At 49.9% G+C, this 24,404-nt stretch carries 21 protein-coding genes; 12 read left to right on the top strand and 9 right to left on the bottom strand.

Annotation, left to right across the window (positions count from 1 at the left end; translation table 11 throughout):
• Window positions 1–8: 8 nt before the first annotated feature.
• The 5 genes from F608_RS36605 to F608_RS33630 all read left to right on the top strand — a co-directional run bounded on the left by F608_RS36605 (window position 9) and on the right by F608_RS33630 (window position 6,823).
• Window positions 9–152, top strand: a complete 144-nt coding sequence (locus F608_RS36605; RefSeq protein ID WP_022668961.1) for a hypothetical protein — start codon at window positions 9–11, stop codon at window positions 150–152.
• Between the two features lie 69 nt (window positions 153–221).
• On the top strand, window positions 222–896 hold the full coding sequence (locus F608_RS0127450) for an ABC transporter ATP-binding protein (protein ID WP_022668960.1): 675 nt from the start codon (window positions 222–224) through the stop codon (window positions 894–896).
• Window positions 893–3,508 carry an FtsX-like permease family protein gene (locus F608_RS0127445; RefSeq protein ID WP_022668959.1) on the top strand — a complete coding sequence of 872 codons (2,616 nt, stop codon included), beginning with the start codon at window positions 893–895 and terminating at the stop codon, window positions 3,506–3,508. The genes F608_RS0127450 and F608_RS0127445 overlap by 4 nt, the downstream gene beginning before the upstream one ends.
• 8 nt (window positions 3,509–3,516) lie before the next feature.
• On the top strand, window positions 3,517–4,704 hold the full coding sequence (locus F608_RS0127440) for a lipocalin-like domain-containing protein (protein WP_244154347.1): 1,188 nt from the start codon (window positions 3,517–3,519) through the stop codon (window positions 4,702–4,704).
• 181 nt (window positions 4,705–4,885) lie between these two features.
• Entirely contained in the window at window positions 4,886–6,823 is a 1,938-nt protein-coding gene (locus F608_RS33630) for a GNAT family N-acetyltransferase (RefSeq protein ID WP_022668957.1), read from the top strand.
• A 31-nt stretch (window positions 6,824–6,854) separates the two neighbouring features.
• On the opposite strand, the gene F608_RS0127430 is transcribed toward F608_RS33630, so the two are convergent.
• From F608_RS0127430 to F608_RS0127420, 3 genes are read right to left on the bottom strand one after another with little or no spacing between them, the layout of a single operon-like run.
• The gene (locus F608_RS0127430; RefSeq protein ID WP_022668956.1) at window positions 6,855–7,292 is read right to left on the bottom strand and encodes a pyridoxamine 5'-phosphate oxidase family protein; all 438 of its coding nucleotides are present in this window, start codon (window positions 7,290–7,292) and stop codon (window positions 6,855–6,857) included.
• A 7-nt stretch (window positions 7,293–7,299) separates the two neighbouring features.
• Window positions 7,300–8,874, bottom strand: a complete 1,575-nt coding sequence (locus F608_RS0127425) for an SDR family oxidoreductase (protein WP_022668955.1) — start codon at window positions 8,872–8,874, stop codon at window positions 7,300–7,302.
• Window positions 8,875–8,888: 14 nt separating this feature from the next.
• Window positions 8,889–9,395 carry a hypothetical protein gene (locus F608_RS0127420; RefSeq protein WP_022668954.1) on the bottom strand — a complete coding sequence of 169 codons (507 nt, stop codon included), beginning with the start codon at window positions 9,393–9,395 and terminating at the stop codon, window positions 8,889–8,891.
• Between the two features lie 191 nt (window positions 9,396–9,586).
• Between F608_RS0127420 and F608_RS0127415 the strand changes: the two genes are divergently transcribed.
• On the top strand, window positions 9,587–10,567 hold the full coding sequence (locus F608_RS0127415; protein WP_022668953.1) for a YbgA family protein: 981 nt from the start codon (window positions 9,587–9,589) through the stop codon (window positions 10,565–10,567).
• A gap of 280 nt (window positions 10,568–10,847) precedes the next feature.
• Entirely contained in the window at window positions 10,848–11,393 is a 546-nt protein-coding gene (locus tag F608_RS0127410) for a rhomboid family intramembrane serine protease (RefSeq protein WP_022668952.1), read from the top strand.
• Window positions 11,394–11,471: 78 nt separating this feature from the next.
• Here F608_RS0127410 and F608_RS33625 read toward each other — a convergent pair whose 3' ends face one another.
• The 4 genes from F608_RS33625 to F608_RS33620 all read right to left on the bottom strand — a co-directional run bounded on the left by F608_RS33625 (window position 11,472) and on the right by F608_RS33620 (window position 17,884).
• On the bottom strand, window positions 11,472–15,272 hold the full coding sequence (locus F608_RS33625) for a ligand-binding sensor domain-containing protein (protein ID WP_022668951.1): 3,801 nt from the start codon (window positions 15,270–15,272) through the stop codon (window positions 11,472–11,474).
• A 6-nt stretch (window positions 15,273–15,278) separates the two neighbouring features.
• Entirely contained in the window at window positions 15,279–16,763 is a 1,485-nt protein-coding gene (locus F608_RS0127400) for an S-methyl thiohydantoin desulfurase domain-containing protein (RefSeq protein ID WP_022668950.1), read from the bottom strand.
• 72 nt (window positions 16,764–16,835) lie between these two features.
• On the bottom strand, window positions 16,836–17,402 hold the full coding sequence (locus F608_RS0127395) for a response regulator (RefSeq protein WP_022668949.1): 567 nt from the start codon (window positions 17,400–17,402) through the stop codon (window positions 16,836–16,838).
• 203 nt (window positions 17,403–17,605) lie between these two features.
• Window positions 17,606–17,884, bottom strand: a complete 279-nt coding sequence (locus tag F608_RS33620) for a hypothetical protein (RefSeq protein ID WP_033399052.1) — start codon at window positions 17,882–17,884, stop codon at window positions 17,606–17,608.
• A 541-nt stretch (window positions 17,885–18,425) separates the two neighbouring features.
• Here F608_RS33620 and F608_RS0127380 point away from each other — a divergent pair.
• The 3 genes from F608_RS0127380 to F608_RS0127365 all read left to right on the top strand — a co-directional run bounded on the left by F608_RS0127380 (window position 18,426) and on the right by F608_RS0127365 (window position 20,529).
• Complete coding sequence (locus F608_RS0127380; protein WP_022668946.1) at window positions 18,426–18,863, top strand: GNAT family N-acetyltransferase; 438 nt, start codon at window positions 18,426–18,428, stop codon at window positions 18,861–18,863.
• A 166-nt stretch (window positions 18,864–19,029) separates the two neighbouring features.
• Complete coding sequence (locus tag F608_RS0127375; protein ID WP_341833820.1) at window positions 19,030–19,602, top strand: GNAT family N-acetyltransferase; 573 nt, start codon at window positions 19,030–19,032, stop codon at window positions 19,600–19,602.
• A gap of 558 nt (window positions 19,603–20,160) precedes the next feature.
• Window positions 20,161–20,529 carry a hypothetical protein gene (locus tag F608_RS0127365; protein ID WP_022668944.1) on the top strand — a complete coding sequence of 123 codons (369 nt, stop codon included), beginning with the start codon at window positions 20,161–20,163 and terminating at the stop codon, window positions 20,527–20,529.
• A 210-nt stretch (window positions 20,530–20,739) separates the two neighbouring features.
• Here the strand turns inward: F608_RS0127365 and F608_RS0127360 are convergent, their stop codons facing one another.
• Window positions 20,740–21,111: a hypothetical protein gene (locus F608_RS0127360; RefSeq protein WP_027363183.1), complete on the bottom strand. Its 372-nt coding sequence runs from the start codon at window positions 21,109–21,111 to the stop codon at window positions 20,740–20,742.
• 204 nt (window positions 21,112–21,315) lie between these two features.
• Between F608_RS0127360 and F608_RS0127350 the strand changes: the two genes are divergently transcribed.
• Window positions 21,316–22,451 (top strand): IS3 family transposase gene (locus F608_RS0127350; RefSeq protein WP_208599521.1). Its coding sequence is split into 2 segments (ribosomal slippage): window positions 21,316–21,595 and window positions 21,595–22,451, totalling 1,137 coding nucleotides; the frame shifts between segments, so codons are not numbered across the junction.
• Window positions 22,452–22,583: 132 nt separating this feature from the next.
• On the opposite strand, the gene F608_RS0127345 is transcribed toward F608_RS0127350, so the two are convergent.
• On the bottom strand, window positions 22,584–23,591 hold the full coding sequence (locus tag F608_RS0127345) for a hypothetical protein (protein WP_022667033.1): 1,008 nt from the start codon (window positions 23,589–23,591) through the stop codon (window positions 22,584–22,586).
• Between the two features lie 90 nt (window positions 23,592–23,681).
• On the opposite strand from F608_RS0127345, the gene F608_RS33615 reads away from it, so the two are divergent.
• Complete coding sequence (locus F608_RS33615; protein WP_022668943.1) at window positions 23,682–24,350, top strand: RraA family protein; 669 nt, start codon at window positions 23,682–23,684, stop codon at window positions 24,348–24,350.
• Window positions 24,351–24,404: the final 54 nt, after the last annotated feature.

Genomic DNA, 24,404 nt, shown 5'->3' with positions numbered 1-24,404 from the left:
GTGATAAAATGAGCGAAAAAGAAGTCGAAAACTACGTTGAAGACGAAAAAGAAAGAAGCCATGGCCATGCGGACACCCGCCACCTTAACTTTGAATGTGAGAATCCCGATGAGCATCTGGGGTGCGATCCCGGAATTGACGTGGCCGGATAGACGAAAAAAAATCATCCATTACAGCAGCAGAGCCTCTTTGGGGCTCTGCCTTTTTTTTAGGGGAAGGACATGGATATCCTGATTTCAAATCTGAGCAAGACCTATGACCATCAGAACCGGGAGATCTTCAAAGACCTCAATGCCCGGTTTCAAACCGGGCAGGCATCGGTTGTCCTGGGCAAAAGCGGGGTGGGCAAAAGCAGTCTGCTCAATCTCATTGCCGGGATCGACACCCCGGACAAGGGGGAGATCACCCTGGGCCAAACCCGGGTTTCCGGGATGAACGATGCTCTGCGGACCCGGTTTCGGCTCCGCCATATCGGATTTGTCTTCCAGTCCTTTAACCTCATCCCTGTTCTCAGTGTGCTGGAGAATGTAACCCTGGTCAGCCAGCTGGACGGCCGGCCCCTGGACCGGTCCAGGAAGAGGGCTGTATCCCTGCTGGAAGAGGTGGGCCTCAAGGACCGGATTCATGATTTTCCGGACCGCCTTTCCGGAGGGGAACAGCAGCGGGTGGCTTTGGCCCGGGCCCTGGCCAATGATCCTAAGATCATTCTGGCCGACGAACCCACCGGCAACCTGGATTCAGATACCGGAACCAGGGTGCTGGAACTGCTCTTTTCCCAGGCCAGGAACCATGGAAAAACCCTGGTCATGGTTACCCACAGCCGGGAAGCCGCATCCCTTGCGGACCAGGTCTTTACCGTTGCCAAAGGCTGTCTCGTGGCCGGAGGCGCCGGATGAGCCTGGGCCCCCTGATCCGGACCTTTTTCAGGAGCAGCCGGTCCCAGCCTTTACGGACCGGTCTCATGATCTTCGGCATTGCGCTGGGGGTGGCCGGGGTGATAGCCATTGACATTGCCCGGACCAGTGTGTCCAGGTCCTTTGAATTGTCCACATCCTCTCTCACGGCCCGGGCCACCCATCAGATCCTGGGCAATGACTTCAGCCTTCCCCAGTCTCTTTTTACCCGTTTGAGAACCGGTCCCGGCATCCGGAAAAGCGCACCGGTCATCTCCAGGCAGGTCAAGGTGGCTGAACTGGACGGCCGGACCTTAAGGCTCCTGGGCATTGACCCTTTTTCCGAGACCTATTTCAGGGATCTGAAGCTGATCTCTTTAGACCCGGAAGAGACCGGGCAGATCCGGAGGGTCATGATTCAGGGGGCTGGCCTGATCATGGCCCGGGACCTGGCAAAGGCCCACGGGCTTTCCCTGGGGGACGGCCTGACCCTTGTACTGGGGGAGAGGCAGGTCAGAACCCGGATCGGAGCATTGGCAGAAACGGGTCAGACCAACCGGTTCATGGAAGGCGTGATTGTGGCAGATATCGGGCTGGCCCAGGAACTGCTGGAAATGGGGGACCGGATTACCCGCATCGACCTAATTCTCGATTCCCCGGAAGAGATTGATGCGGTAAAAAAGATCCTCGGACCGGGTCAGGTTCTGGTGGACACGGACCAACAAAACCAGACCCTGAGGAATCTTTCCCAATCCTTTGAAACCAGTCTGACCGCCTTTTCCGTCCTGGTGCTTTTTATGGGCATTTTCCTGATCCACAATACCGTTTCTTTTTCCGTGGTGCGCCGCCGGCCACTCAACGCCACCTTTAGGGCCCTGGGCGCCACCCGAAAGGATATTTTCCTGGCCGTTGAAGCCGAGATCATGACCTTTGCCCTTGTGGGTTCTCTTTTGGGGATCCTTCTGGGGATCCTCCTGGGCAGGGGAGCTGTCCAGGCGGTCTGTTCCACTGTTTCCGACATGTACTACACCCTTACCGTAAGCCAGACCCATATCCCCATGTACGTTCTGGCAAAGGGGGCGGCCACAGGGATTCTGGCATCCTTTGCCTCATCCCTGGTACCTGCCCTCAACTCGGCCCACACCCGGCCTATCACCCTGATGCAGCCCTCTTCTTCCGAGAGCCGGCTGGACCGGCACATCCCCTGGCTGACCGCAGCAGGACTGAGTATGCTGGCGGGAGCCTTTATCCTCTTCAGGCAAAAAGGGGAGGATCTGGGCCTGATCTTTATGGGTGTCTTCCTGGTTTTCGGCAGCGCCTCTTTTCTGGCCCCGGTCCTGATCAAAGGGCTGGCCCGGCTCATGTCCCGGCTGGTTACCCGGCTGGAAAAAAGATCAGCCCTATCCAAAGGTGCCTCCCTCCACTGGACCATGGCGCGGATGGGCATAGGGAATGTAAGACGTTCCCTGAGCCGGACTTCTGTCCTCATCGCCTCCCTCATGGTGGTGATTTCCGTTTATATCGGTATTGACACCATGACCTATAGTTTTAGGGAATCCATTATCCAATGGGTGGACGGAAATATCGGCGGGGATATCCATATCTCCTCCCTGGATGAACTTCATCCGGCCCTGGACAGAAGATTGCCGGAAAAAATCCAGGCCATGGAGGGGGTGGACCGGGTCTCGTCCTATAATATCCATAAAAGCTTTTCATCCAAATCCGGCCAGGTCCATATCTTTTCCTATATCGAGGATACTTCCATAAAAGAATGGACCTGGCTCGACCCGAAAGCCGGCACAGGGGCAAAAAAGAAAATCGACGCTCTTCTGGTCAAAGGATGGATCCTGGTCTCCGAGATCTTTGCCCGGAACCATGGTCTCTCCCCCGGGGATTCTGAGAAAAAAGAGGTCCGGGTGGTCATGGAGACCCTGAATGGACCTGTACCCTTCCGGGTGGCCGGAATATTCCGGGATTTCTTCATGGGCGGAGGCCGGGCCGTGGTCAGCCGGGAAATGATGAAAACCAACTGGGGAAAGGATGAGATCACATCCATCCAGGTGTTCCTTAAAAAATCTTTTCAAAAGGAGGGTCCCGCGGCTGTCCGGGCCATGTTTCCCGAAATCCGCGGGGCTGTGTCAGATCCTTCATTGCTCAGGATCCGGTCCGGTCCGGAGATTAAATCCAGGATCCTGGCCGTGTTTGACAATACTTTTCTGATTACCACGGCCCTTCAGCTGCTCACGGCCCTGGTGGCCCTGACCGGGATTATCAATTCGGTCATGGCCCTGATCCTGGAAAGAGGAAGGGAACTCGGCATCCTCAGGGCATGCGGGGCAGAGGGTTTCCAGATCCGTACCATGGTTCTATGGGAATGCGGAACCTCCGGGTTCATGGCCGGGCTTCTGGCCATTCCCATGGGGCTGTTTCTCTCCTGGGTCCTGGTGGATGTGGTCAATTACAGGGCTTTCGGCTGGACCTATGAGATTGAGATTCCCCTGGTCACCCTGGTATTGGCCTTGGGTTTTTCCGGACTCACAGCCCTGGGAGCCGGTCTGATTCCGGCGGTGAAGGCCGGGCAGATCGGCGTGGCAGATGCCCTGCGAACGGAATAGGGGGAAGATTGAAGTATCGAGAATTCAGATTCATGAAATTGACGGCCTGGGCTGCTCTGATGGCCGGACTGCTGATCCTGGGCTGTGACCCGCCGCCCGGGCCAAAGACCATTGATATTCTATCGGCCCTGTCCCGGGGAGGATCCCCGGAAGACTGCTATGCCCTGGCAGACCGGCCCGGGTCCATAAAGTTCCCCGGAGATCTGGGACCCCACCCCTCATTTAAAACCGAGTGGTGGTACTACACCGGGAACCTGGTGGATGCATCGGGTCGCCCCTTTGGATTCCAACTCACCTTTTTCCGGAATGCCCTGGACTGCAGCGATCCAGAGGGGACATCCTCCTGGAGATTTCGCCAGCTCTACTTTGCCCATTTTGCAATTACAGATATTAAAAACAAATCTTTTTACTCTGCCCAGCGCATGAACCGGGGAAGCGTGGGCCTGGCAGGCGCCCAAAGTGTACCCTTTAGGGTCTGGATCGATGACTGGTCCGCAGTTCAGTCCGGTTCCTCCCCGGACCGTCTGACCCTTAAGGCCGGGGAAAGAACTGCGGCCAAGGGCGAGTCTATTCAAAAGAAGATCACCCTTCATCTCAATCTGATCCGCACCAAACCCGCCATCCTCCAGGGAAAGAACGGCTGGAGTCAAAAGGGGCCGGGCCCCTCTGATGCGTCCTATTATTACTCATTCCCCGGCATGAAAGCGGAAGGATCCATTTCCCTGGATCAGGAAGAATTCCGGGTGTCCGGCCGGGTCTGGTTTGACCATGAGTGGTCCACCTCGGCCCTGGGGGAAAATGTCCGGGGCTGGGACTGGTTTGCCCTCCACCTGACCCAGGGGCCCCTGGCCGGAACAGACCTCATGGTCTGTCAGGTCAGGCAGGAAGACGGACGGCCCAATGGGTTCGGTTTCGGCAGCATCTCCTTTACAGACGGCCAATGGATCCCCCTGACCGAAGATCAGTTTGCCATCACCCCGAAATCGGTTTGGACCAGCCCTTTATCCAAGAAAAAATATCCGGATCAATGGTCCATCACCATTCCCGGCCGGGACATGGCCTTTGAAGTCAAAACCCGGGTTCCGGACCAGGAACATCCCCATGATTTTTCCTATTATGAGGGGGCGGTGCAGGTCATGGGCCAAACCGGTTCCGGTACAGGGTACGTGGAGATGACCGGTTACGAAGCCCGGTAGCGGGAGTTCCGTTCCCCCGGGGCTGTAAAAGCAAGGTTACATATATCTATTTATTCAATGCTTTCCCTTGATATGTATTACATTGTGGTATATCTTAAGGCTTAGTTCCAGCCTGTAAACAAGAAACTAAAAATCAAATGTGCCAAATTCTCATTGCGCCCGGTGCACATGAGGTCATATCATGGAGAAGATCGTTTCTTTTACCCATTTTTTTAAAAAAAACCGTACCCCAGCCAATGCAGAAGCGATTCCGGAATACGATTTCCCGTTGCACATCAGAGACAGGATAACAACTCCCGAAGAAGCAGTTTCCAATGTTAAATCCGGAGATAGAGTTTTTATGGGTACGGCATGCGCCACGCCAAGAACATTGATAGGGGCATTGGAAAATCTGAACAAAAAACTGAATGATGTTACGCTTTACCACTTCATGGTCAATGGAGCCATCCCTTACGAGGGAGGGATACCGAAAACAAGATTTCATCATACTTCCTTTTTTGTTGATAATGAAATGCGGGAAATCATTAAACAGGGAAAAGGAGATTACATCCCCATATCCATTGAACAGGTTCCCAAGTTACTCAAAAACGGCGGCCTCCATTTTGACCTGGCGCTAGTCCAGGTGAGCATGCCGGATCAGCATGGGTACGTAAGCCTGGGTGTTTCATCTGATATCACCCATACCGTGATCCAACACGCAGATATGGTGATTGCCGAATTAAACCCGAACATGCCGAAAACCTGCGGTGATACCTCCATCTGCATTGAGCAGATAGACAGAGCCGTTATTGTGAATGAACCGATAATTGAATATGAATACCCTCCCGTGGACCTGGACCTTGTAAAGAGGATTGCCCAATATCTGGGGCGCCTCATCGAAGACGGATCCACTCTTCAAATCGGGTTGGGAGACATTCCCAATGGAATACTAGGCCATCTCAAAGGGTGTCGCAATCTGGGTATTCATTCTGATCTGATTACCGACAATGTGGTTGATCTGATTGAAAAGGGAATCATTAACGGGAGGGAAAAATCCAACTATAATGGTCAGGTTGTTGCCAGCTACTGCTTAGGCTCACGCAAGCTCTTTAAGCGAATTGACGGAAATCCGATGTTTTCTTTTCATCCCATCGAATACGTATGCGATTCATCTGTCCTGGCCAAAAACAATAGATTTGTATCTATCACACAGGCATTGTCAGTCGATCTGATGGGGCAAGTCTGCTCAGATCAGTTTGCCGGAGAACTCTACAGCGGGATATCGACTCAGCCCGCTTTTATGCGCGGAGCGGCGAATTCTCCGGACGGGAGACCGGTTATCTGTCTGGCATCAACAACGGATGACGGGAAAGAATCACGGATCCGCCCGGTACTCAACGAAGGGGAGGCGGTTTCCATACCCCGTTCAGATGTCCACTATGTGGTTACGGAGTTCGGGATTGCATACCTGTTCGGTAAATCTATTCAGGAAAAAGCATTGGCATTGATTGAGGTTGCACAGCCTTCATTCAGGCGGTGGTTGTTGCAGGAGGCCAAGCGACTGAAATACCTGAGGCCAGATCAGGATTTAAAATGTATGGCCGAGGGTAACCAGGAATGCCGATATCCCCAGGAAGAAGGCAGGAAATTAAAGTTAAAGAATAACATAGAAATCGTTGTTCGTCCCGCCAAGGCAAGCGATGTAAAAGGGCTTCAGGACCTTTTTTATAAACTCCCGCCCTATGACGTGTATACCCGGTTTTTTAGCAATTTAAGCGATCTTTCAATTTCAAAGGCAGAGTGTTTTTGCAATGTGGACTATGAAAGGGAAATGGCCTTTGTCGTTACAACCGGGAAGCGGGAACAGGAAACAATTGTCGGCAGTTCCTTTTATGTGGTCGATCCTTCGAACAATATGGCAGAGGTCGCCTATATGGTATTGCATGAATGGCACGGCATGGGGCTGGGCACAACTCTGCAGCAGAGCATGATTAAGTATGCAACATCCAAAGGTGTGAAGGGGTTTACAGCAGACATCCTGGCAGAAAATACTGCAATGCTCAAATTAGCAAAAAAATGCTGCACAAAGGTGAATAAAAGCCTGAATAGCGGCATATACAAGGTTGAAATGATATTTTAGTTTGTTTCCTTTCCGGTTGGAAGGCCTGGGATCAGATCTTGATCTCCACCACGTTTTCAAACCGGCTGACCAGGAGATAGGTTTCAACTCTGACCTCCACCATAACGGTATGGTGAAACCCGGCAAATTCTTTGAGCTGGGGATGGCGTCCCATAAAATCTTGGATATGGGGGGTTTTGTCTTCCAGGGGCAGTGCTCTGCCCAGGGCAGTGACTGCCAGGGCTCTGGAAAAATCATCTGACCGGTTGCAGGCAGAACTGACCAGGAGGGCCACCCTGTCGCAGGCAGTCAGATTGTTGAATTTTCTCGTATCTGCCTGGGTCAGGAAATAAATCTGCTTCAGATCCTGGGAAAAGGAAAAGGCCACCAGGCTGGCATAGGGATGGCCGTCTTTCTGGGTGGACAATACAGCCAGTGTCTGGGAAGCAAAGAGTTCTCCAAGGGTTTGTAAGGATTCTTGTCTGGTCATGGACCTCCTAGGCTCTTTTTGAAATTTTCGGGGTGAACCGCAAAGGGCCGTGGATCAGCCGGCATCCGGCCGAGCGGATCAGGCCCTGCAGCATTCTGGAAAAGACATATTCATGAAAAGGATAGAGAACATACCAGTACAGGATACCGGCAATTCCCCTGGGCAGGAACCGGGACAGGAGGCGGATCTCGCAATGGGTTTTGTCCATTGGGGTGATGGTGATTTCAAGCAGGGCTTCTCCGGGCATTCTCATCTCCGCCAGGAGCAGAAGCCGGAAAGGGGGTTCAATGGTAAGGACCCGCCAGAAATCCAGGGCATCCCCTGTCCGAAGCCGGGTCGCGGAACGCCGGCCCCGGTTCAGGCCCACTCCTCCGGAAAAGATATCCATAATTCCCCTGAGTTTCCAGAGCAGGTCGGCGGCATAATAGCCGGTGGATCCGCCGATGGCCTCCACCCGGGTCCAGAGATCTTTTGGCTGCCCTTCCACCCTAGCTTTGTATCCGCATTTGAGAAGGGTGCCTCCGGTATAGTCTGAATCTCCGCAATGGGTCCATTCCGGGAAAATGAGTTCTCCGGCATCTGCCCAGCAGGTATCCACCTTTTCCTGGCGAACCCGGTCAAGGGCTCGGTCAATGGCCTGGCCGCAGGAGATCAGATCCTGGGGAACCAGTTCTTGGATACGGTTCTCCGTGCAGATGGTGGGCAGACTCAGGCCTTGGGTCAGGGGACGGGCAATGGCCGCCGGGACCGGGGTGACCAGATGGATCCAGAGGGATGAGAGTCTGGGGGAGAGTATGGGCACCGGGAACATGACCGGCCGTGGAATGCCGGCCCGGTCTGCATAGATTTTGAACAGATCCCGGTAGGAGACGATGTCGGGTCCTCCGATGTCAAAGGTCTTTCCCCGGGTCTCAGGATTTTCCAGGCATCCAATGAGGTATCCCAGAACATTGGAGATGGCAATGGGCTGGGTGGGCATGCGGACCCATTTAGGGGTGATCATGACGGGCAGATGCTCGGCCAGGTATCTTAAGATTTCAAAGCTGGCAGAGCCGGAACCCAGGATCATGGCCGCCCGGAGTACAGTGCAGGGGATCTCGCCCTGCTGGAGAATCTGCCCGACTTCATTTCTGGATAAAAGGTGTCTGCTGATATTGGGGTGGTCCAGTTCTCCCAGTCCTCCCAGATAGATGATCTGCTCGGCTTTTGCCGCTGCTGCTGCGGCTGCCATATTCCGGGCCCCGATCCGGTCCGCATTCCTGTATGCCCCTTTCCTGGAGATCATGGAATGGATCAGGTAAAAGAGGGTGCCGCAGCCCTGAAGGGCCCGGCCCAGGGAGGCCGGATCCATGATATCCCCCCGGACCATCTGAATATGGGGATCACGGGCCCAGGGTCGGGTCCCCATTTTTTCCAGGGAACGCCCCATGGCCCTGACCCGGTATCCGGAAGAGAGCAGTTTGGGGATGAGCCGCCCGGCCACATATCCGGTGGCTCCTGTAACCAGAACCGGTTTTTGACCCAGGGAAGCTTTTGTTTGATTTTGTCTGGTTTCTTTGTGATGAGGATGATTCTGGTCCATGTTTTTTCCCGAAGTTATATTTTTCTGGGGTCATAGGCCCAGTGGAGAAGGGCCTGCCTCTGTCTGGGACGGCATCCGGATTGGTCCGGTCCGCAGTTTTTCCGGATGGCGCCGATATGGCGGCGGATCCCCTTCCATCTTTTGATCTGCCGCAAATCTTCCATTTCCATCCTGCGTCCCATGAAATAGCGGCAATACCACTGGAACCAGCCCCTGGGATCCTCCGGGTGGAGCCACCCCTTTTCCTGCCAGATTGACAGGGGCTGGGACGCATCAACTCCGTAAAAATTAAGGGAAATATCTTTTCTGCCCGGGGAGAGCCTGGCTGTTTTAAACCAGTCTTCGGGAAACTCCTCTTTGCAGTCGGTCATGTAGCAGCCGCCGAAGATGCCCATGGACAGCATCTGCCTGGGAGTCAGTTCCGGGCGGAATTCCGGGTGAAAATTTTTACCCGGTGCTTCAATCCGGTCATAGGTATATCCCTTTTGAAAGAAATCGTTGACGATAACGGTTTTGGGCATCACGATCTCCTGAATCCGGTAATGAATGTAAAATCGAAAAACGGCGAAAAAACTTTTACCTGTGGTATAAAACCTATATACTGTAAACCTGCCTGTCAATATTGTTCTATCTTGGGGCGAATTTATTCTGATCCGGGAACGGATCGCATCGCCTCCTAAAATATGGAAATTCAATCCCCAGGGGAGGATCCATGGAACTTCAATCTGAAAAAAAAGCCCAAAAACCCGAAAAGATAAGAATCGGGATTTCCACCTGTCTTCTCGGCCATAAAGTCCGGTATGACGGGAATCACAGCCATGACCGGTATCTGACCCAGACCCTGGGAATGTTTGCAGAGTATGTCCCGGTCTGCCCGGAGACAGAATGCGGCATGCCCGTTCCCAGGGAAGCGGTCCGGCTGAAAGGAGATCCCCGGGCCCCCCGGCTGGAGACCCAAAAAACCCAAGTGGACAAGACCCGTATGATGGAAGAGTGGATTCCAGGAAGGCTCAAAAAATTGGAAAAGGAGAATCTCTGCGGCTTTATCTTCAAGAGCAAATCCCCTTCATCCGGACTATACCGTATCCGGGTGTACGGGGATGACGGCAAGGTAAGAAAGACCGGAACCGGTCTTTTTGCCCGGGCCTTTACCCTCCATTTTCCCAGGATACCGGTGGAGGAGGCCGGCCGCCTCCAGGATCCCGGGCTTAGGGAGCATTTTATCGAAAAGATCTTTTTCTTCCAGCGCTGGCGGCGGCTGGTGGCCGGGAGCAAAACCCCGGGAGGCCTGGTGGATTTTCATACCCGGAACAAATTGCTCATCCTCTCCCACAGCCAGGAGAATTATCGAAAACTGGGCAAACTGGTGGCAAGGGGCAGGAAACTGGGCATGGAGCCGCTTTTTGATCAATACGAAAGTCTTCTGTTCAGGGCCCTGAATCTGAAAACCACCTCCAAAAAAAACATCAATGTTCTTCTGCATATCATGGGATTCTTCAAAAAACAGCTCAGCCCTGATGAAAAGCAGGAAATGCTCTCCGTGATTGATCAATACCGGGAAGGCTATGTCCCCCTGGTGGTCCCTTTAACCCTGATCAACCACTACGTGCGAAAATACGATCAGTCCTGGCTGAAGAGCCAGACTTATCTGAATCCCCATCCCTTTGAGCTGAAGTTGAGAAATTATTTTTAGCCTGGGTTTCCGGTTTATCCAAAAGTGCGGGAAGGGGGTTTCTGCCGGGTTAATTCCCCGGGGTTCCAAGACGGAAATACCACGGGGAATTCCTTTTTCCAACCGGTCGGGACCGACGGTTGAAATGCGCGGAACGCATCTTCCATTTCTCTGCCGGGTTGGACAAAACAATCAAACGGATTTTTTTCAAGCCTGTTTATGTAAAAGACAGTGCGGGACAGGCTTGACCCTGCAGCCCCGACCGGGTATAACCGCCCAAAAGGAAACCCAAGGAGAAACCATGAAGATCAAATACAATTCACCCGTTGTCCTGACCTATGCCCTGCTGGCCCTTCTCTGCCTTATCCTGCCCGTTTCCGGGACCCTGGGGCTGAACTTTTCCTCCCCGTCCGGACCGGCCTTTTCATCCCCTCTTTTTTATATCCGGCTGTTTACCCATGTATTTACCCATGCCGGCTGGTCCCATCTTATGGGAAATCTGATGATTATCCTCCTGCTGGGCCCCCTGCTGGAGGAAAAATACCGGTCCTGGAAATTGTTTGAGATGATGGCGGTCACCGCGGCGGCAACGGCCCTGTTAAATGCGGTCCTGTTTCATACCTCCCTTATCGGGGGCAGCGGCCTGGCCTTTATGATGATTCTGCTCAGTTCCTTTTCCAATTTCAGGGCCAGGGAAGTCCCTCTCACCTTTATCCTGGTGGCCGTGATTTTCATCGGATCCGAGGTGGCCGCCATCCTGAAGGTCGACCAGATTTCCCAGTTCAGCCATCTGGCCGGGGGATTCACGGGAGCGGCATATGGTTTTTTAAGGGGGGGAAGACGGTAACCTGGAACCTTTCCCGTCTGAGGAAACAGACTGCACAACAAGGGGGACAGGATCAGGCCGTCACAGAGTCCTGAACCTTCAAGTTATAGGGGACTTTGGGATCCGGTCTGCCAGTTCCTCCATGAGCCCCGGTAATCCGGCCAGGGTGTCGGGCAGATGGACCATGTCGAATGTCCGGGCCTGGGTCTGCAGCCTTTCTGCCCAGAGCCGTAAGGGGTCATATTGGTATTGGGCGCCCAGGGCGGCTGCATCCTTTGAGAACCTTTCGATCCTGTGGATCACCAGGGCGTCCCGCAGCTCCTCCCATCTCGGCTTGAATTCCTTTTCCAGACGGGTCAGCAAACCGGGCAGGCCTGAAAGGATTTCAGGGGAAAGGTCCTGATCCGGCCGGGCAGATCGGGGTTCAGGAGCGGGGGATTCCTCGGCAGCAGAGGGGGCAGGGTCCAGATAATCCGAGGAATCATGGGGTTTGACATCGGGAATGGAGACCAGAAACCGGCTGCCCTGGCCGGGGCTGCTTTCCACGGTTATGGTGCCGCCCATGGCTGTGATCAGTTTTTTTGATATGGAAAGTCCGATGCCCGTTCCCCCGTAAATGTTAAAGTTTTGTCCCTTCTGCTGGCTGAACCTCTCGAAAATCAGGTCCTTTTGCTCCGGGGCAATGCCCATGCCGGTATCCTCAACAGAGATCAAAAACTCGGAAGACAAAGGCCCGTGGTCAAATCTATGGTAATCTGCCCTGAGTTTGACATATCCCTTATCCGTGAATTTTACGGCGTTGCCCACGATGTTAATAAGCACCTGGCGCAGCCGTGTCTTGTCCAGGACAATGGCAACGGGCAGGGTGCCGCTTTTTTCAATATGAAAGACCAGCCCCTTGTTCCCTGCGGTGATGGAAAAAATCCGCCGGATCTCTTCAAAGAGACGGTCAAGGTTGAACGGAGCGTATGCCAGGGTAAACTTGCCCGATTCCGCCTTGGACAGGTCAAGAATATCGTTGAGCAGGGTCAACAGGGTGGAGCCGGCCGAGCGGATGGTTGAAAGATAGCCAATGACCGTCTTGTCCGGGATCTGTTTTTCAATCATCTCCGAGTACCCGAGGATCAGGTTCAAAGGGGTCCTGATTTCATGGCTCATATTGGCCAGAAACTCGCTTTTTGCCAGGCTTGCGGATTCTGCCTTCTCTTTTTCGGTCTCCAGTTCGGCCGTGCGTTCCTTTACCATTTTTTCCAGCCTTGCCTTGTTGCTCCTGAGTCTGTTTTCAACCTCAGCTTTTTTTTCAAGCAGGTCGGTTTTCATCCCGTCGAGGGCTTTCAACTGGTCATTGATCTTTTTCTCTTTTTCCAGTTCCGCTTCTTTGGCGGCCAGCCTTTTTTGTATATTTCCGGATGCCAGTTTCCAGCCCCATAGCCAGAAGGCCGTCCCGAGGAGACAGTACAGGCCGTATGCCCATGCGGTTTTCCAGGGCGGAGAAGCCACATGAATTTCAATCCGGGCTCCTTTTTTGTTCCAGACCCCGTCATTGTTTGATCCGGCCAATTGTAAGAGGTAGCTGCCGCCGGGCAAATTGGTGTAGCTGCCGTAACGCCGGGTCCCGCTCTGATTCCAGCCGTTGTCAAAGCCTTCCAGAAAATAGGCATATTTATTTTTCCGGGGCTGGGTAAAGTTCAGGGCTGCGAATTCGAATTCAAAGGAATTGTTTTGCCAGTCCAGATGGACCTGTTCAATGGTTTCCGGGCAGGCCCGGATGGGAACGGCCCGGCCGGGGATGTGGAAACTGGTCAGGGCAACCGGGGGAATATAGGGATTGGTTTTGATTTGGCTGGGGAAGAAGCTGATCACGCCTTTAAGGCTTGAAAACCAGAGTTTTCCGTCACGGGTTTTTACGGCACTGGTGGCGTAGGGACTGAAATCGTTTCCCAGCAGTCCGTCCTGTTCGGTAAACCGGCCGGTGACCCGTTCTTCGGAGAGGTTGAACCGGATCAGACCGGAATCGCTGCTCAGCCACAGATTTCCCAGACCGTCTTCCAGAATGGCCCGGATGGTCCGGGTCTCAAACCCCTCTTTTTCTCCGTAATGCCTGAACTTTCCGGTCTTGGGGTCCAGCCGGTTCAAGCCCCCGTCACCCGTGGCGATCCAGAAACGTCCCTGGCCGTCCAGGAGGCAGTCCGTCACCATGTTGCCGCTGATGGCCCAGGGGTTGTCCCCATCCTTTTGATGATGGACAAAGACGTTGGCGGCCGCGTCAAACCGGTCCAGGCCTCCGCCCAGGGTCGGCACCCACAGGGTTCCGTTCTCTTCCTGGAACAGACGTGTGACCACATTGTTGGCCAGGCTGTTTTCATTCTCGGAATCATGGGAGAACCGGGTGAATCTTCCGGTGAGTTTGTTCAGCCTGAAAATCCCGTCCGCCTCGGTGCCGAACCAGAGGATGTCAGGATTCAGCCTGTCCTGGATCATCCCCCGGGCCACCCCGTCTGTATGGGGGTTGATAAATTGTTTTTCAAGGCCGCCGGAATCGGGATCCAATATACCGACCACGCCGTTGTTCATTGAGATCCACAATTTTTTGTCCGGGTCTTCCAGCACGGAAAAAACATAATCATTGGTAATGCCCAAGCCTTTGGGGCCGGATTTCCGGTATACCCTGAACCGCCCTGTTTCCCGGTCAAGCCGGTTGAGCCCCCCCAGCTGGGTCCCCATCCAGAGGCTGCCGTCACCGGATTCGACAATGGTGGTGATGACGTTTGAACTGGGGCCTCTGGGGTCCCCGGCCCTGTGGCGGTACTGGTCAAAGGGTTTTTGGCTGGGGTCCCACTTGTCTATGGCACCGGTGTTTTCAACAATCCACAGGATACCGGCCCTGTCTTCGTAGCATCCCATGATGATATCTCCGGAAATGCTTTGGGCATCGTCATCAACATGTTTATACACCGTGAACTTCCCGGTTTTCGGGTCAAGACATTCAAGGCCTGCGGCCACGTCATAGGAGCGTCCGAGCCAGAGCAGGCCGTTGCGGTCCCGGGTAATGGTGTAAACCTGGTTGTGGCTTAAGCTGTTGGGATGGTCCGGGATATGTTCAAACCGCTGGAACCTTCCGGTTTCCCGGTTCAGACGGCTCAGGCCGCCAAGGCTTGTACCCGCCCAGACAAAGGGCCATTCATCTTCCAGCACCGCATATACCCGGCCCCGGCCCAGGCTGGAAGAATCGTATGGATCATGGGTAAACCGGGTCACCTTTTTTGTTTTGGGAGAGTATGCATCCAGCCCGGTCTCGGTGCCGATCCAGATTGTCCCGTCCCTGCCCGCCGCCACGGTCCATACGGAATCGTGGCTGAGGCTGTTGGGATCCCCCGGGACATGGCGGATCCGGGTGAATATTCCGGTTGCCCTGTCCAACCGGTTGACCCCGGCCCGGGTGCCGAACCACATGAAACCGTCCCTGTCCTGGGCAATGGTCCTGGGTGCCCAGTTAAACTGGCCGGAGCTGATGCTTCCCACATCCCCGGGATCGTATTTATAATAGGTAAAGGTATTGGTCTTTTTGTCGAATTGGTTCAGCCCTGCCGAGGTGCCGATCCACAAAATCCCCTGGTCGTCTTCGAAAATGCAGCCGGCAATGGCCGAAGAGAGCCGGCCTTCTCCGGCCTTGGTAAATTTTGTGCTGTAACCGTCGTACCGGACAATGCCGTTGGTGCAGCCGACCCAGATAAACCCGTCCCTGTCCTGGATAAGGCAATTATTATAGGCGCCGGTATTGAACGGGTGCCGGACAGAAAACCCGGCCCATGCGGGCATCCCCAAGGCCACCAGGAGCCATATGCAGACAAGCAGTCCCCGACGAAAACTTACAGCCCGCATTTTTCCGGGGTTTGTCAAACTCGGTTACTCCTTGGGAAGGACGATGTGAGTGGTGGGTCCCGGCAGACTGCCCCCATGGAAGAGCCGGGCCTTTACGGTACTGCCGGCCAGTTCCTTGAGGGGAACCGGGGCCTCATATATGGGTGAATCCGTGTCCGGCTCATTGTTGTCCACGGTATACCGGATGACAGCCCCGGGGTAGGGGCCTTTCAGGGTCATGCCGGAAACTTGGTTTTCCCGGCCGGGTATTTTGGGGAGATCCACCTCTATCCTGCCTTCCTGCAATTGTTCTATGGGGATATAACTGCCCGGATAGGTTTTCCCGAAAGCCCCCATTGTTGCCGTGATCTCCCGCTTGAAGTTGGCGATGAGATTTGTCCGGCGCAATGTGGGCTCGGGAAAGCCCAAAATCTCGATCTCATGGGTTTTGAAAAAATCAGGGTTTCCGTAGTCCTCTGTGAATGCCTCGTTGGTGAATGAATACCCGTTGCCGTACCTGGCGGAGGTGAGCAGGTAGCAGATGGCGTCCGGCCCGATGGCCATGGGGCTGATTTCAATGGGAGTGGGCACGGTTCTGACCAGAACCCAGAGGGTATAATAGGCGATCATGTTCTCGTTGGAATAGTAGATCCTTGCCCCCATGCTGCTTAAAGGATCAGAGGAGATAAAATCGGCCATGCCGTAATCCTGGTTTTTTGCCACCTGCCTTGCGTTTGCCAGGTATCCTTTGAACATGCGGTAGGGGGTATATCCGCTGCCCAGCCACTCCTTTACGGCGTTGAATATGAGCGGTTCGAATCCGGGTTCTTTCATACAGGCGCCGATATATCTGGCAAAATCAAAGGTATGGGGCTGGAGCAGACCCTGGCTGTAATATCCTTTCAGATCCCTGCCCGTCATGGGATAGGTGGCAAATCCGCCCACACCTTCAAGTTCCGGATGGGCCTTCATGGTATTGGCCACATCCTTTTCCACGATCATGGCATCCCGGTCGGATGCGGGATAGCTTTTCTGGAGCAGGGCTTTGCCGTCGTCATCCAGCATGTTCAGATAATAGTAGGGCACCCGGTTCTGGAACAGTCCCATGTCCATTTCCGAGACGGCCCGGTCGGTCTGGGTGTCTGAAATGAGAAAGGAATCTGTCAGGCCGGCAACAATGGCCGGAACAATGCCGTTGATGGCTCCTACCTCCCCTGCCATCACCCCCGTGAGCTTTCCCGGCCCCGGGGAAACGAGGCCTTCATAGGATTTCAGGGCCGCTGTATAATCTTTTTTGGCCTCAATGGCCGAGGGCGCAAAGACCTCGGCGGCACAGGCGATGGACATCTGGTCCGGGACCTTGGGGGAGGATAGGGTATTCACCGATGTCACCCCGCTGTTTTTAAGAAAATCCCGGGCCACATCCTTGGGGCCGCCGCCCCCTGTGGCAAGAAAGGTGGCGCCTTCAATAAAATCATACAAATCGTCCTGGGAATAATCGACAATGGGGCCGGTTCCGGATTCAGACATGGTTTTCCTCCTATCTGTAAAGATTATGAATTCATGGATGGGAGTACGGCCCAGGAAAGGCTGTGCCGGGATCTATTTGCCATGCCTTTTCTGATACCAACTTTGTTCCTTGTAAAGCTCATGTGTGCAGTCCGGGCAGATCCCGTGGGTAAAAACGGCCTGGGAGTGGGCCTCGACATAGGCATCCACCTGGTTCCAGAACCCCTGGTCATCCCTGATCTTCTTGCAGTTGGAGCATATGGGCAGAAGGCCTCTCAGGATCTTAAGCTCCACATGGGTCTTGATCCGGGCCAGAAGCTCCGCCGAGTTAAAGGGCTTGGTCACATAGTCCACGCCTCCGGCCTCAAACCCCCTGACCAGGTTTTGGGTATCGGTCTTGGCCGTCAGAAAGATCACCGGGATGTGGCGGAAGGCCGTATTTCCTTTAAGGGTTTGACAAACCTCATACCCGTCCATATCGGGCATCATGATGTCCAGGAGAATCAGATCAGGCTCATTCTTCTCGACAAAGACCAGGGCCCTGCGCCCGCTTTGGGCCAGTCCGACTTCATATCCGTTGTCAGAGAGAAGCCTGCCTAAAAACTGCAGATTCTGGGGGTTATCATCTACTGCAAGGACCAGATCTCTTTGGGTGCCCATGACCATGCTCCATAAGTTAATGAAAATAAAAAAACGTATCCCCAAAACGAGAATTAGGACAGGGATTTGCTTGTTGTCAAGGTAAATCTTTTTTATTCACTGAATTGAAAGACTATTGGCCTGCCGGGTTGGGTCTGTTTAATCTAACCTGGAAACCCCGGCCCAGAGGGCCGGGATTGTTACCCTTGGATTGCCTGGTTTTCCTATTCGATTACAAAGGTATCTAAAATGACTTTGAATTTTTCAGCCATTTCCTTCAGCTGTTTGGCGCTTTCTTTTACAATTTCACTATTGGACGTCATTTCCTTGGATGCAGAATTGACGTTTGAAATATCTTCAGAGATCTGGACGGAAACCACATAACTTTGACTCACATTCTCATTGACTTCCTGTATGCCCAAAGATAATGGTTCAATGTTATTGGATATTTTCTGGGTGGCGGAAGATTGCTGTGTGACTGCCGCAGCAATGGTGGCAATCATCTTTTTGGCGGTATTAATTACATCAATGACTTGGTTTATTGAAGTGATTGAGGAAGTCGAAACATTTTGGATATTCTCGATCTGGGTTTTGATATTGTGATACTCAGCATCTTAATTACCATTGCCTTGACCTTTTCAGCGATGCCCGATTCCATGGCATCTGTATATACATTTATTGTCCGTCTTTTTAGAGCATTTAGCAGGAACCCATAAAATTCAGATTTATACAAACTTGATTTTAAAAATCATGGTTGCAATAAGTCCAAAATTCAAGTTACTCTCCAATTAAGTTGATTTTCAGGCAAAGACAATCTGATCCTGATTAGATCGGATAATGTCCATTTTCTAAAGCTTGATATCTGTTATCGTGGAAAAAGCAAGAAAGGAATAATACCCTGGATTATCCTTTCCAGGTTGCCAATGATGATATGAGATAGCATGGAAAATATTTGCAGATATAATGATATATGATGTAAATTTTCCAGTTATCACCACTGTTATGTATTAAAAGCACTGTTGTTGTTAAAACTGTAGGTACTTAATGAAATATACCCAAATGTGCATTGAAGATATTGATGAAGTTATTTCCATATTCATTGATTATTATAATAGCCACGATGAAAGTAGTTGGACTTATGAGAAGGCATTTAAGCGCATACATCAAGTATGGACTATTGAAGATTCATTTGTCTTGATTCAAAAAAAAGATAACGAAATCATCGGATTTGCAATGGGTTATTTTAAACAATATGATGACTTGCTTGCATATGAGTTAGAAGAAATTGTTATTTCCTATCAACATCAAAAAAATGGCTATGGTACTTTGTTAATGTTGGAATTAGAGCATCAGGTTAAAGAAAAAGGTGCCTCATTGATCGAATTATTAGCAGTTAACGACATAATGCATGACAATTTTTATGGAAAATTGAAATATAAAAACGCAAATAATTTGATTTTAAAATCTAAATGGATTGATTGAATCTTTGGTTATTGAAAAGTCGTTTGACCTGGCAATGTGGGGTATTTCATAACTACTTGTATGGAAAGAGAATTTACATAACGCTGCAGTCGACCCGGGGGGATAGCAGCTTTTCCAAAGCACTTGGTTTTCAAAAAAACTTGGCTTCGACAACCTGCTCGGCTATATGCCCCGGCCGGCTGAGCTTGTCGTTAGCTATAGAAAAATAATAATGTACTATCGAATAATTGATAATGACATAAAGGTTTGTTTGTCAGTGCCTTCATTTTCAGAAGATTTGTTCGATCTGACCAATCGAAATCGGAAACACCTTAAAGAATGGCTTCCATGGCTTGATACAATTATGAGACCTGAAGACACAAAAGCCTTTATTGAGTTGCAGCTTCAGAGGTTCAGCAGACAAGAAGCTATCCATCAAACTATCTTCTACAAAACTGAGATTGCAGGAGTATTAGGGTTTAACAAAATAGATAATACCAACAAAATAGGTCACCTTGGGTACTGGCTAGGTAAAGATTTTACAGGCAATGGCATCATGACGAAATGTGTCAAAGATCTCATTGAATTAGGCTTTGAAGAAGTAGAATTACAAAGAATAGACATCAGATGCGCAGTCGGAAATATGAAAAGTAGAGCAATTCCTGAAAGGCTCTCATTTGAAAATGAAGGAATAATCAAAAGAGCCGAAAAGGTATATAATAAATATAATGATCACGTCATTTATGGACTTATTAAATAAATAATTTCGCTAACATGAAGCTTGAACAAAGTCTCTACACAATTTTACAGATTTTGAGCATCACAATTTTTGAGAAAATCCCCATTTCATCGGTGTTTTCAGAGATGGGATACAAAAATAAAATTACTAGCGGTTATATCCAATTGAATTTATTCGAAAGTTAACCGGACACTAATGATCAGATATTTAAAATTTCGAACCAAATATTCGGTTGCAATATATCTATTCCTTTGGGTATTTTTCCCGATCTTGTTGCTTGGAACTGTAGTCTGGGGAGAATCCCTATTGTACTATTTTACTGCTATATATGTAGCAGTCCCAATACTTGAATATATCATGTTAAAATGCCCCTCATGCAAAAGAAGACCAACAAAACCTTTTATGCGGTTAGACGACAAGTGCCAAAGATGTGGACTTAATTTTAACGCCCTGAAATAAACTAATGGTGTAAGAATAACTTTCTGAACCGGACTGCGGGGTTCTTACCGAGTATTATTTAAAGCACAGAGGCCCGGGGCCGGTTCACTCAAGGTTATAGACATTAAAAAAGGACCAATATTGGAATACAGTAGACCCAAAATTGAGTTAATCGTTTTAAGATATGGCTGGATAATTTCATTTATAATTATATCTGCTATTATCTTCTTAGAATTCGGTATTGATGCTGGTCCCGATGATTTTTTCACGGCAGGACGATTTTTTGTAGTCTACCTTGTTCTTTTTGGAGCATTTGAGATAATCCAACGACTTTTTATTTACAAGCTAGTAATAGATACTATTGAAAATCGAATTTCATTTATTTTTTTTAAAAAAGGCAAGGTGATTTCAATTAATTTCAAAGATGTAGAGTCAATTAAAGTCAATTTTTACATATCATTCATATTTGATAACAAACGGGCATTTTTTAAGAGTACAGAAGGGTGTTGAAACCGTTCAAATTTCTGTTTCGTTATAGGTGCCCCACGCGTTTGTAATTCTTTTTTCCAATGTCAGATTGTCCGGCTTTTACCGTAGCAATATCTGGTTTTGTTTTTTACCGCATAAAATCTATTTCAGACGGCGGCCTTTGTTGTATTCAGATATACCAATAGCGACCGATCAATCGGCTCAGAAAAAATCCCGCATTGAACGTTCAATTCATCCTGTGGCAGCAAACAACTCCTTTTGCCCATCTTCTTTTTTCATTGGTTTATGCCTTGTTCCGGCCATTTCAATCAACAATGTTACGATAGTCGTCAGAGTTGATCGGACAATCACACCATGCTGGCTTCTTACCCGTGTTTGTTCGAGGCCTTCTCTTTTTTTCATCAGATTAAAGGGCCTTTCACAGTTTTTCCGGATCTCGATTGCGTCTTGAGATCCGCTATGAAAAATCGGCATTGGTTGAAAATAGCCGCTGTCAAAATCAACGATCCTTGATTTTGAACAATTTGATTCAAACGCACACTCACCCGGAACGGCATCACATCCAAATTCGTGGCCTTCCGGTGTCGATCCCAAAAACTGCATTGGAATCTCACAAGAATCATTACAGGCAACCCTTAATGGCGATTCCAAAACGTTGTCAGGAAGTTTGGCTTTCTCCGATGCAGGGGTGACGACATAGACACCGGTTTCGTTGAGAACCGAACCATCACTATCGTGATATGCGGTGGTCCCCAGAATCCGAACAATGTGCTAAGCTCTGATTCACTAACATGAAAGGAGTTGGCAATGACCACCAGGAAACGGAAACAGTATTCACCTGAGTTCAAAGCGAAGGTTGCGTTGGCTGCCCTGAAAAATGGGCAAACAGTAGCCGAGTTGGCAGCGCGGTATGAAATCCACCCGACAATGATCAACACCTGGAAACGGAATCTGCTTAACGGCGCCGCAGATGTGTTCGATAAAAATCGGAATCAAAAAAAACATATGGATACCAAAGTAGATGAGCTTTACCGCCAAATTGGCAAATTAAAGGTGGAAAACGATTTTTTGTCGAAAAAGCTCAACTTTTAAGTCGAACAGAACGTAAAAAAATGGTCGATTTCAATAATCCTCGGATCAGCATTGTTCAACAATGTAAGTTGCTTAAGGTAAGCCGAACCTCGGTATATTACCGCCCCAAAAAAGTTCGTCGTCTGGATCTTGAGCAGATGAGACTGATTGATGAGCAATATTTAAAAACCCCGAATTATGGAAGCCGATCAATGCGTACTTTTCTGCAAAGGTTGGGCTATAAAATAAGTCGTAAGCGTGTCCGGAGACTGATGAGCATAATGGGATTACGGGCCATATATCCAAAGCCGAAAACAAGTAAGAAGCACCCGAGGCACAAGGTCTATCCCTATTTGCTTCGTAAACTGACAATAAACCGTCCCAATCAGGTTTGGTGTGCGGATATCACATACATTCCTCTTGCCAAAGGTTTTATGTATCTTGTGGCAATTATGGACTGGTATAGTCGGAAAGTATTATCCTGGCGGCTTTCCAATACCCTTGAAACGGCATTCTGTATTGACACTCTTGAAGATGCGATACATCAATATGGTTGTCCCGAAATATTCAATTCAGACCAGGGGAGCCAGTTCACCAGTGAGGCCTTCACTGGAGTCTTGAAGGAGAACGCCATCCGTATCAGCATGGATGGCCGTGGCCGTTTTCGTGATAATATTTTCATTGAACGGCTATGGTGGACTCTGAAGTATCACTATTTGTATTTAAGGGCGTTTGAAGGAGGTTTGAAGCTCCGCCAAGGACTGACACAATGGTTCCTGTACTACAACGGGGAACGCTTTCATCAGTCACTGGACAACTGGACACCAGATGAAATTTACTATAAAAACCAAGAACGAAAGGCGGTCGCATAGGGTTACTGCTGCCTGTTTTTTACACGCCCTCCGGGCGCATAAAAACCAGTCACCCGTGCGATGTTTTTCTATTTTTTAATTTTTTTAAAAAACAGATTCAGAGCTTATCTCAGGCCCCAGGCTGTTCATTCATTAGGGTCCAGCGCAATAAGCCTGGTCGGCGGTTATCAATTTGATATCAATACCCAATGTTTGAGCAAGCTTGATCAACGGTTTTAAAAACAGGCTGTCATGATGATTTGCCGCCCCGATTAGGGATACCAATGGAAAACTATGGCCTGTCGATGGGTTGATGGCTGTTAGGGTGTGAAGCCGGTAGCCAATGACGTAATACGATTTATCCCTTTTATTCCGGCGTTTTCCACAATCACAGTCCGGATCGGAATACATTCGTATTTTTTTGCCTTTGACCTGAATTGTGCAAAGGGGGTAATTGATTTCAGACGGCAGTTCACTGGAATCAACACCATGGATAACGGCACTCTCCAGACAGCCTGATTTATAAAAATGATGGAGGAAATATACCAGGACATTCATCAATTGTTTGAAATTCAGGCCACGCCGGAAGTGACACAATTCAGTATGATCTGCCTGGTGTTTGGTATTTAAAGGCAGTCTCACAAAACGCCTGTTTTGCTTTCGTTCCCTGCCAAAATATTCATCGCTGCAAAATTTCCTGTAACTGATTTCAGGGTATTTGATTATTTTTAAAAGCTCCATCCGAAATAACTGGTAGGGTTGAATATCCCTGTGCACAGCGGAATATCCGTCAGGCGCAATCAAGCTGTTGATAATCTGGTTGTCTATAAGTTGGTCAACAAACTGCAATTCCGGGTCTACAATTTCAGGGTATGGCTTTTTCAGGGTGTCAAAATGAAACAGGTTGTCGGAATGAAAATTTTCAATGTAGGACGCCATCTCAGGAAGGCTACGAATCTCTGCTGAGGGGGCCTGATCTTCAACTCCTATGAGTTCTTCGATGGGGATGTCCAAGGTTTGAGAATAATCATAATTATCCAAAACTTCCATCATGATTTGCTTTGTCAGCTCTTTTTTGGACTTCCTTGTCATCTTTTTCCAGTTCGGAAAACTCTTTTTCAATTGCTTTGTGATGATTCGCCTGATATTTTTTGTATGCATAAAGCCTCTGTGGTGTTGTTTCCTTTTTGTTTAGGCGCTTGAAAGATACAACTAAACAGAGGCTTTTTCAATTACTAACATACTGAAAATTTGTCGGATAACGTTAAAATTGCGTCATCGATTTCAACACCCTTTAGTACATGCGCTATCTCTGATTGTATGGGACGATTTAATGCAATGACATCGGATATGAAACCTCTCTTTGAAGGTATTCGCCTCGTCGGCACAGCAATAACCGTTAAGACTCTTGCCGCTGATTTAGCCGCGGCCTTTAAAGCGATCGATATCTGCCAGCCTGGAGATATTGTGGTTATCGATTCTCATGGATCTTTTAATACAGCTTTCTGGGGAGAGAATATGACAATGTCGGCTCTCAATCGGGGGGTGGTTGCAGCTGTGATCGATGGTGCTTGCCGAGATGTCGAAGAAATCAAAAAAATCAGGTTTCCCGTAATCTGCAAGGGTGTTGTTCCTAATGTGGGTGCCGTTGCGGGCTATGGTGATGTCAATGTCTCCATCCAGTGTGCCGGGGTTTCGGTTTCGCCCGGGGATATTGTTGTTATAGACTGTAACGGCGTGGTTGTTGTGCCAAAAACTGAGGCTGCTAAGATCCTACAAAAAGCTCAACGGCTTTTGAAGACAGAGCATCTCCTTCAAGAGAAGATTAAAGCAGGTGCAACAATAGGCGAATTGGTTAATATCGATGAAGTGTTTAAGACTAGGTTCTCATACCAACGTAAAGCATTGAAGGGTGACTGACTAAAGGGTCAGTCTATCAGTAGAAACAGGCTCTTTAAAATGGATGCGGAAAAA

It is taken from the genome of Desulfospira joergensenii DSM 10085, assembly GCF_000420085.1.
In the GTDB taxonomy this organism is placed as follows: domain Bacteria; phylum Desulfobacterota; class Desulfobacteria; order Desulfobacterales; family Desulfobacteraceae; genus Desulfospira; species Desulfospira joergensenii.
This window is presented reverse-complemented; position numbering and strand designations above follow the sequence as displayed.

Bases quoted from the DNA above. Each gene is read 5' to 3' on its own strand.
- F608_RS36605 (WP_022668961.1), top strand. From the start codon at position 9: ATGAGCGAAAAAGAAGTCGAAAACTACGTTGAAGACGAAAAAGAAAGA.
- F608_RS0127450 (WP_022668960.1), top strand. From the start codon at position 222: ATGGATATCCTGATTTCAAATCTGAGCAAGACCTATGACCATCAGAAC.
- F608_RS0127445 (WP_022668959.1), top strand. From the start codon at position 893: ATGAGCCTGGGCCCCCTGATCCGGACCTTTTTCAGGAGCAGCCGGTCC.
- F608_RS33630 (WP_022668957.1), top strand. From the start codon at position 4,886: ATGGAGAAGATCGTTTCTTTTACCCATTTTTTTAAAAAAAACCGTACC.
- F608_RS0127430 (WP_022668956.1), bottom strand. From the start codon at position 7,292: ATGACCAGACAAGAATCCTTACAAACCCTTGGAGAACTCTTTGCTTCC.
- F608_RS0127425 (WP_022668955.1), bottom strand. From the start codon at position 8,874: ATGGACCAGAATCATCCTCATCACAAAGAAACCAGACAAAATCAAACA.
- F608_RS0127420 (WP_022668954.1), bottom strand. From the start codon at position 9,395: ATGCCCAAAACCGTTATCGTCAACGATTTCTTTCAAAAGGGATATACC.
- F608_RS0127415 (WP_022668953.1), top strand. From the start codon at position 9,587: ATGGAACTTCAATCTGAAAAAAAAGCCCAAAAACCCGAAAAGATAAGA.
- F608_RS0127410 (WP_022668952.1), top strand. From the start codon at position 10,848: ATGAAGATCAAATACAATTCACCCGTTGTCCTGACCTATGCCCTGCTG.
- F608_RS0127400 (WP_022668950.1), bottom strand. From the start codon at position 16,763: ATGTCTGAATCCGGAACCGGCCCCATTGTCGATTATTCCCAGGACGAT.
- F608_RS0127395 (WP_022668949.1), bottom strand. From the start codon at position 17,402: ATGGGCACCCAAAGAGATCTGGTCCTTGCAGTAGATGATAACCCCCAG.
- F608_RS33620 (WP_033399052.1), bottom strand. From the start codon at position 17,884: ATGATTGCCACCATTGCTGCGGCAGTCACACAGCAATCTTCCGCCACC.
- F608_RS0127380 (WP_022668946.1), top strand. From the start codon at position 18,426: ATGAAATATACCCAAATGTGCATTGAAGATATTGATGAAGTTATTTCC.
- F608_RS0127375 (WP_341833820.1), top strand. From the start codon at position 19,030: ATGCCCCGGCCGGCTGAGCTTGTCGTTAGCTATAGAAAAATAATAATG.
- F608_RS0127360 (WP_027363183.1), bottom strand. From the start codon at position 21,111: ATGCAGTTTTTGGGATCGACACCGGAAGGCCACGAATTTGGATGTGAT.
- F608_RS0127345 (WP_022667033.1), bottom strand. From the start codon at position 23,591: ATGCATACAAAAAATATCAGGCGAATCATCACAAAGCAATTGAAAAAG.